Source organism: Microbacterium sp. SCN 71-21 (assembly GCF_001725695.1).
Classification (GTDB): domain Bacteria; phylum Actinomycetota; class Actinomycetes; order Actinomycetales; family Microbacteriaceae; genus Microbacterium; species Microbacterium ginsengisoli.
Genome location: NZ_MEGA01000108.1, coordinates 1 through 6,636, shown reverse-complemented (window position 1 = coordinate 6,636; position 6,636 = coordinate 1). Strand labels below are relative to the sequence as shown.

Annotated in this window: 6 protein-coding genes; 5 read left to right on the top strand and 1 reads right to left on the bottom strand. The window is 69.8% G+C overall.

The window, feature by feature from the left end:
* The first annotated feature begins 152 nt into the window (after positions 1 to 152).
* Positions 153 to 1,826, top strand: a complete 1,674-nt coding sequence (locus tag ABT08_RS12455; protein WP_288115158.1) for a DUF885 domain-containing protein — start codon at positions 153 to 155, stop codon at positions 1,824 to 1,826.
* Between the two features lie 56 nt (positions 1,827 to 1,882).
* Complete coding sequence (locus ABT08_RS12450) at positions 1,883 to 2,938, top strand: LLM class flavin-dependent oxidoreductase (protein ID WP_288115156.1); 1,056 nt, start codon at positions 1,883 to 1,885, stop codon at positions 2,936 to 2,938.
* A 3-nt stretch (positions 2,939 to 2,941) separates the two neighbouring features.
* Here the strand turns inward: ABT08_RS12450 and ABT08_RS12445 are convergent, their stop codons facing one another.
* Positions 2,942 to 4,273: an MFS transporter gene (locus tag ABT08_RS12445; RefSeq protein ID WP_045248188.1), complete on the bottom strand. Its 1,332-nt coding sequence runs from the start codon at positions 4,271 to 4,273 to the stop codon at positions 2,942 to 2,944.
* A gap of 40 nt (positions 4,274 to 4,313) precedes the next feature.
* Between ABT08_RS12445 and ABT08_RS12440 the strand changes: the two genes are divergently transcribed.
* From ABT08_RS12440 to ABT08_RS12430, 3 genes are all read left to right on the top strand, one after another.
* Positions 4,314 to 5,075 (top strand): SGNH/GDSL hydrolase family protein, encoded by a 762-nt coding sequence (locus ABT08_RS12440; RefSeq protein WP_200930902.1) that lies wholly within the window; start codon positions 4,314 to 4,316, stop codon positions 5,073 to 5,075.
* Between the two features lie 49 nt (positions 5,076 to 5,124).
* Positions 5,125 to 5,547 carry a DUF1801 domain-containing protein gene (locus ABT08_RS12435; RefSeq protein ID WP_056209043.1) on the top strand — a complete coding sequence of 141 codons (423 nt, stop codon included), beginning with the start codon at positions 5,125 to 5,127 and terminating at the stop codon, positions 5,545 to 5,547.
* A 104-nt stretch (positions 5,548 to 5,651) separates the two neighbouring features.
* On the top strand, positions 5,652 to 6,636 hold a 985-nt coding region (locus ABT08_RS12430), incomplete at its 3' end, for a HoxN/HupN/NixA family nickel/cobalt transporter (protein ID WP_288115154.1).

Here is a 6,636-nt window from a genome sequence, read left to right as displayed (position 1 = left end):
CCGCGCGGATCGACGCCGCGGCCGCCGCGTGCGGATCGGCGTCGGGTGAGCCACATCAGGAGCGGTGTCGTCGCACGGGGTCGCCCGCAGGAGAGCGGCGAACTGCGCGACAGGTTTGGCCCGCGTGAGGCGGCATGCCTAGGCTCGATGCCATGACCGACGCAGAACGCACCCCCACCCGGATCGATGCGATCGCGGAGGCATGGGTCGACAGGCTTGCCGAGCTGTCGCCGATGACCGCGACCTACATCGGACGCTTCGAGCACAACGGCCGCTTCGACGACCTGTCGCCCGAGGGGGAGCAGGAGAAGCACGCCGCGATCACCGCCGTGCTGCGCGATCTGTCCGATGCCCAGCCGGTCGACGACATCGACGCGGTCACCCTCGCCGACCTCCGCTCCGAGCTGCAGCTGCAGGTCGATCTCCACGACGCGGGCGCCCATCTGCGGGACCTCAACGTGATCGCCTCACCCGCGCAGGAGCTGCGCAACGCGTTCGACCTCATGCCCACGGACTCGGTCGAGGACTGGACGGTGGTCGCCGAGCGGCTGCGCGCACTGCCCGCGGCCCTGAACGGCTACGTGTCGACGCTGCGCGAAGGCATCCGCACCGGCGTGGTGCCCGCCCGTCGCCAGGTCGACGAGGTCGTCGGTCAGATCGCCCGTTACACGGCGGAGGACGGCTTCTTCGCGGACTTCGTCGGCGGCGCGACCCTTTCCGACGGCGCCCTACCGGCCTCGCTCGCGCGGGAGCTCACGGATGCCGCGGGTGCGGCCCGCGTCGCCTACGACGACCTGGCGCAGGTGCTGCGCACCGAGCTCACCCCCGTCGCGCTCGAGCACGACGGCGTCGGTCGCGAGCTCTACGCCCTGCACTCCCGGCGGTTCCTCGGGGCGACGATCGATCTCGATGAGACCTACGAGTGGGGAGTCGAGGAGCTCGCGCGCATGGTCGCCGAGCAGGAGTCGATCGCGAACGAGATCCTGCCCGGGGCATCCGTGGCCGAGGCGGTCGCGCATCTCGAAGCCGACGCCTCGCGCAAGCTCCACGGCACCGCCGAGCTGCAGCGCTGGATGCAGGAGACGAGCGATCGCGCGGTCGCCGAGCTCGGCCGCAGTCACTTCGACATCCCCGAGCCGGTGCGTCGCCTCGAGTGCATGATCGCCCCCACCCAGGAGGGCGGGATCTACTACACAGGCCCGACCGACGACTTCTCGCGTCCGGGACGCATGTGGTGGTCTGTGCCGGAAGGCGTCACCGAGTTCGACACGTGGCGCGAGCTGACGACGGTCTATCACGAGGGCGTTCCGGGGCATCACCTGCAGATCGCGCAGTCGGTCTACAACCGCGCCCAGTTGAACTCCTGGCGTCGCCTCATCGCGGGGTCGTCGGGTCACGCCGAGGGCTGGGCACTCTACGCCGAGCGCCTCATGGAGCAGCTCGGCTACCTCGAGGATCCGGCGGACCGCCTCGGGATGCTCGACGGGCAGCGGATGCGCGCGGTGCGCGTGGTGCTCGACATCGGGGTGCACCTGGGCAAGCCGCGCCTCGACGGCTCGGGCACGTGGGATGCCGACTATGCGCTGGAGATCATGCGTCAGAACGTCAACATGTCCGACGCCTTCATCCGGTTCGAGGTGAACCGCTACCTCGGGTGGCCGGGCCAGGCGCCGTCGTACAAGGTCGGACAACGCATCTGGGAGCAGATCCGCGACGCGTACCGTGCCGCCCAGGGCGACGCGTTCGACATCAAGGCGTTCCACAAGAAGGCGCTCGACATCGGCGGCGTCGGTCTCGACACGCTGCGCAGCGCCCTCGTTCCCTGAACGGGAATGCCGGGCCGCGGCATCCTGTTCCATTCCCCTGAATGAAAGGGTGACCCATGACGGATGACGCATCCCGAGCCGCTGCGGTGGAGTTCGGACTCGACACCTTCGGCGACGTGACGGCCGATGAGACGGGGGCGACGCTCACTGACGCCCAGACGATCCGCGACGTCGTCGAGCAGGCCGTCGTGGCGGATGAGACCGGGCTCGCGTTCTTCGGCGTGGGGGAGCACCATCGCCGCGAGTTCGCCGTCTCGAGCCCCGAGATCGTGCTCGCCGCCGCCGCGGCGCGTACGTCGCAGATCCACCTCGGCACCGCGGTGACGGTGCTCTCTTCCGATGACCCGGTGCGGCTGTACGAGCGGTTCGCCACCCTGCAGGCGGTGTCGTCGGGTCGGGCCGAGATCATCCTCGGTCGCGGCTCGTTCACCGAGTCGTTCCCGCTCTTCGGCTACGACCTTCACGACTACGAGGTGCTCTTCGAGGAGAAGCTCGACCTGTTCCACCAGCTTCGCGCCGAGCAGCCCGTCACGTGGTCGGGTCGCACCCGCGCCGCCCTCACCGACGCCGACGTCTTCCCCAAGACGGAGACCCCCATCCCGACGTGGATCGGCGTCGGGGGCAGTCCGGAGTCGGTGGTGCGCACGGCACGCTATGGATTCGGCCTGCTGCTCGCGATCATCGGCGGGTCGCCCGCCCGCTTCCGGCCCTACGTCGATCTGTTCCATCGCGCGACCGCGTCGTTCGGGCACGGCGCGCTGCCCGTCGGTGTGCACTCGCCGGGCCACATCGCCGACACGGACGAGGAGGCCTGGGAGCAGCTGTATCCGGCGATGGAGTACAACCGCAACGCGATCGGCCGCGAACGCGGGTGGCCCCCGTACAGCCGTGCGCAGTTCGCTCACGACGTCTCGCCAGAGGGTGCGATCTACGCGGGATCACCGGAGCGCGTTGCTCAGAAGATCGCCGACGCCGTACGCACGCTCGACCTCGACCGATTCGATCTCAAGTTCTCGAACGGCACGCTGTCCCACGCACGGATGCTGCGTTCGATCGAGCTCTACGGCACGGTCGTCGTGCCGCGGGTGCGGGAGCTGCTCTCTGGTGAGTGAGCGTCAGCGGCGCGGTGTGCGGGGCGACTCGAGACCGAGGTGCACGCGAGTGCGCCGCCGCTCGATCACGATGAAGGTGGCACCCAGGGCCCACAGGGGCACCTGTACGAGGAACGCGGCACGGAACGCGTTCAACGAGTAGGTGCCGGGAGTTCCCGCCCCCTGCAGGTCGAGCGCGAGACCGATGAGGAACACCGCCACCAGCGCGGCGAGGAATCCGCCGACATTCGTGATTCCGGTCGCCGTGCTGAGCCGGTGCTGGGGGTTGTGCGTGCGGGCGTGGTCGAACGCGATCATCGACGCGGGTCCGCCGGTCGCGAGCGCGATGGCGAGCACGACGAGAAGCCAGACCGGGGCCGTCCCCGGCCACAGGATGACCGCCATCCATGCCACGAACTGAAAGGCCACGCTCGGCAGCACGAGCAGGTGGGACCGGCGCATCGGCAGACGGGCCGAGAGTGTCCCCATGATCGGCCCGAGCGCCATGCCGATCACGACATATACCGTCGTGATGCCACTGGCTCCCGCTGTGCTGAGGCCCTCGCCTGAGGTCAGGAACGGGATTCCCCACAGCATGACGAACGCGGTTCCTGCGAACGGGGTCGTGAAGTGGGACCAGAACGCGAGACGTGTGCCGGGGTGCGACCACGCTGCCCGGACGCCGACACGGTTGTCGATCGTCGAGGTGATCGCCGCGATCGTGCCCGTTCGGGTGTCGACCGAGACGTCAGCGGTACGCCCCGGCGGTCGATTGCGGATGATCACCCAGGTGAGGATTGCGAAGAGCACGCAGAGGGAGGCGAGGCTCGAGAACGCGATCGTCCAGGAGGTCGCGTGCAGCAGCGCCGCGAGGGGGAGGATCGCCAGCAGCTGACCGGCCTGTCCGACGATGCCGGTGAGCTGCATCATCACGGGGGCTCGTTGTGCCGGGAACCATACGGCGACCACGCGCAGGATGCTCGGGAAGATGGCCGCGTCGCCGGCGCCGATGAGCATGCGGGCGGCGATTGCGATGCCGACGTTGGGGGAGAACGCCATCACCAGCTGCCCGGCGGCCATGAGGAGCATCCCGATCGCGATGATGGGGCGCGCGCCGAAGCGGTCGAGCAGCACGCCGATCGGCACCTGCATGCCGCCGTAGACGCCCAATTGCAGCACCGCGAACATCGCGAGGGTCGACGCGTCGGCGTGGAACCGCGCCGCCGTGTCGACGCCGACCGCGGCGAGCGAGGTGCGGTTGGTGACCGACAGCAGATAGGCCGCGACGCCGACTCCCCAGATGAGCCACGCCCGCCAGCTCGGGGCGACGGGGGCGAGGGGGTTCACTCGTCCCAGCGTAGTCCGCGCGCCTTCCGCGGCGGCGTAGGGTGAGCGCGTGGCATCCGTGCGATATGTGGCGATCGGGGACTCGTTCACCGAAGGCGTGGGCGATGAGCTCGACGACGGGTCGGTGCGCGGCTGGGCGGACCTCACGGCCGCCGGCTGGGCGCATGCGGCGGGGGAGCCGATCGAATATGCCAACCTCGCCATACGCGGGAAGCTCGTCTGGCCGATCGTCGAGCAGCAGCTCGAGCCCGCGCTCGCTCTGCGCCCCACGCACCTGTCGTTCAACGGCGGCGGCAACGACATGCTGAGACCGCGCACCGGCATCCCCTCGATCGTCGACGCGTTCCGCCACGTCATCCGGCGGTGCGACGAGGAGGGCGTGCAGCTGATCCTGCTGTCGGGGGCGAACCCGTCGGCGAGGCTGCCGATGTCGAGTCTCATCCAACGGCGCGGCGACGAGCTGTCGCGCGCGGTCGAGGAGATCGTCGCGGACCGCCCGGACATCATCCGGGCCTACAACTGGCCGGACCGCGAACTCGCCGGGCCCGACTACTGGTCCGACGACCGCCTGCACATGAACGCGCGGGGTCATCACCGTGTCGCCGCGCGGGTCATCGAGAGCGTCGGGCTCGAGGCGCCGCGGGAGTGGTGGTCGCTTCCGGATGCCGCGGCCCCCTCCGGCCCCGGCGGCTGGGCGTACTACCGCGCCCACGTCGTGCCATGGGTGAAGCGCCGCCTCACCGGCACGTCGTCGGGCGACGGCCGCGTCGCGAAGGCCGGCACCTGGGTGCTGGTCTCACCGTCGTCGTGAGCGCGACCCTGGCTCGACGGCCACACGCGCCCTGCGCCAGACTCTCGTCATGAGCGCCCTCAGTCCCGACGATCTCATCGCCGCGATCCCCGTCGCGACACGCCGAGCCGATGCGCGCCTCCTCCTGGAGAGGTTCGCCCGCGCGACGGGGGAGCCCGCCACGGTCTGGGGGAGCAGCATCATCGCGTTCGGCAGCTACCACTACCGCTACGCGAGCGGACGCGAAGGGGATGCACCGGCCGCAGGCTTCGCCGCCCGCGCGTCGACGCTGGTCGTCTACGTGCCCGACGGTCTCGACGCGCACGCGGACGCGCTCGCGCGCCTCGGCGCGTACCGGGCGGGGAAGGGATGCCTCTACCTCAAGAGCCTTGCCGACATCGATCTTGACCTGCTCATCGACATCATCACGACGGCGTCGGATCGGGTGAAGGCGGGGTCGGCGATCCACGGCGCCGGCGGGGCATCCGCCTGACGAGGCGCTTTCTCACGGCCCGCCCGGGGGCGGACGCGGGGGAGCGGGCGTAGCGTCGCCCCCACGCGGCGACGACGCCGACGCTGACCCTCCGGAGGACCGCCATGTCGCTGCTCGACGCCCCCGCCTCCGGCTCGGCACCGAGTTATCGGCTGGATGCGGGTGGGTGGCGTCGGGTCGCACTGATGGGCGCGGTCATCCTCACACTGTTCGCGGTGGGGATCGCGCTGGTCGCCGCCGCGACGGGAATGCATGTCGCTATCACGGGGGAGGGCGCGGGCGGGAGCGGCTCGGTCTTCGGCTGGGCCACCGGCATCCTCGCGTTGACCCTCGGCATGAGGCATGCGTTCGACGCCGACCACATCGCGGCAATCGACAACACCACGCGCAAGCTCGCCGCCGACGGCAAGCGACCACTCGCTGTCGGATTCTTCTTCTCGCTCGGGCACTCATCGGTCGTGTTCGCCCTCGCGGTGCTGCTCGCCGCGGGAATGGGCTGGGTCGCCGGGCAGGTCACCGACGATGCGTCACTGCTGCACACGATCACGGGGATCATCGGGCCCACCGTGTCCGGTTCGTTCCTCGTGATCATCGCCGTCATCAACACCCTCGTGACAGTCGGGATGGTGCGCGTGTTCCGCAGGATGCGCACGGGGGAGTTCGACGAAGCCGCGTTCGAGGAGGAGCTCGCGAAGCGCGGCCTCCTCAACCGTGTGTTCGGCCGCATGGCCGACCGCATCGACGCGTCGTGGAAGATCTACCCGCTCGGGGTGCTGTTCGGCCTCGGATTCGACACGGCGACCGAGGTGGCGCTTCTGGTGATCTCCGGCACCGCGGCGGCTGCGGGACTGCCATGGTGGGCGATCCTGTCCCTCCCGATCCTGTTCGCCGCGGGTATGTGCCTGTTCGACACCGTCGACGGCGTGCTGATGAACTTCGCCTACGGATGGGCGTTCCTCGGCGCGGCGCGCAAGGTGTATTACAACGTCGTCATCACCGCGATGAGCGTGTTCATCGCCCTCGTGATCGGCGGATTCGAGCTCGCCTCGGTGCTGGCCACCAATCTCGGCTGGGACATCCCGGCGATCG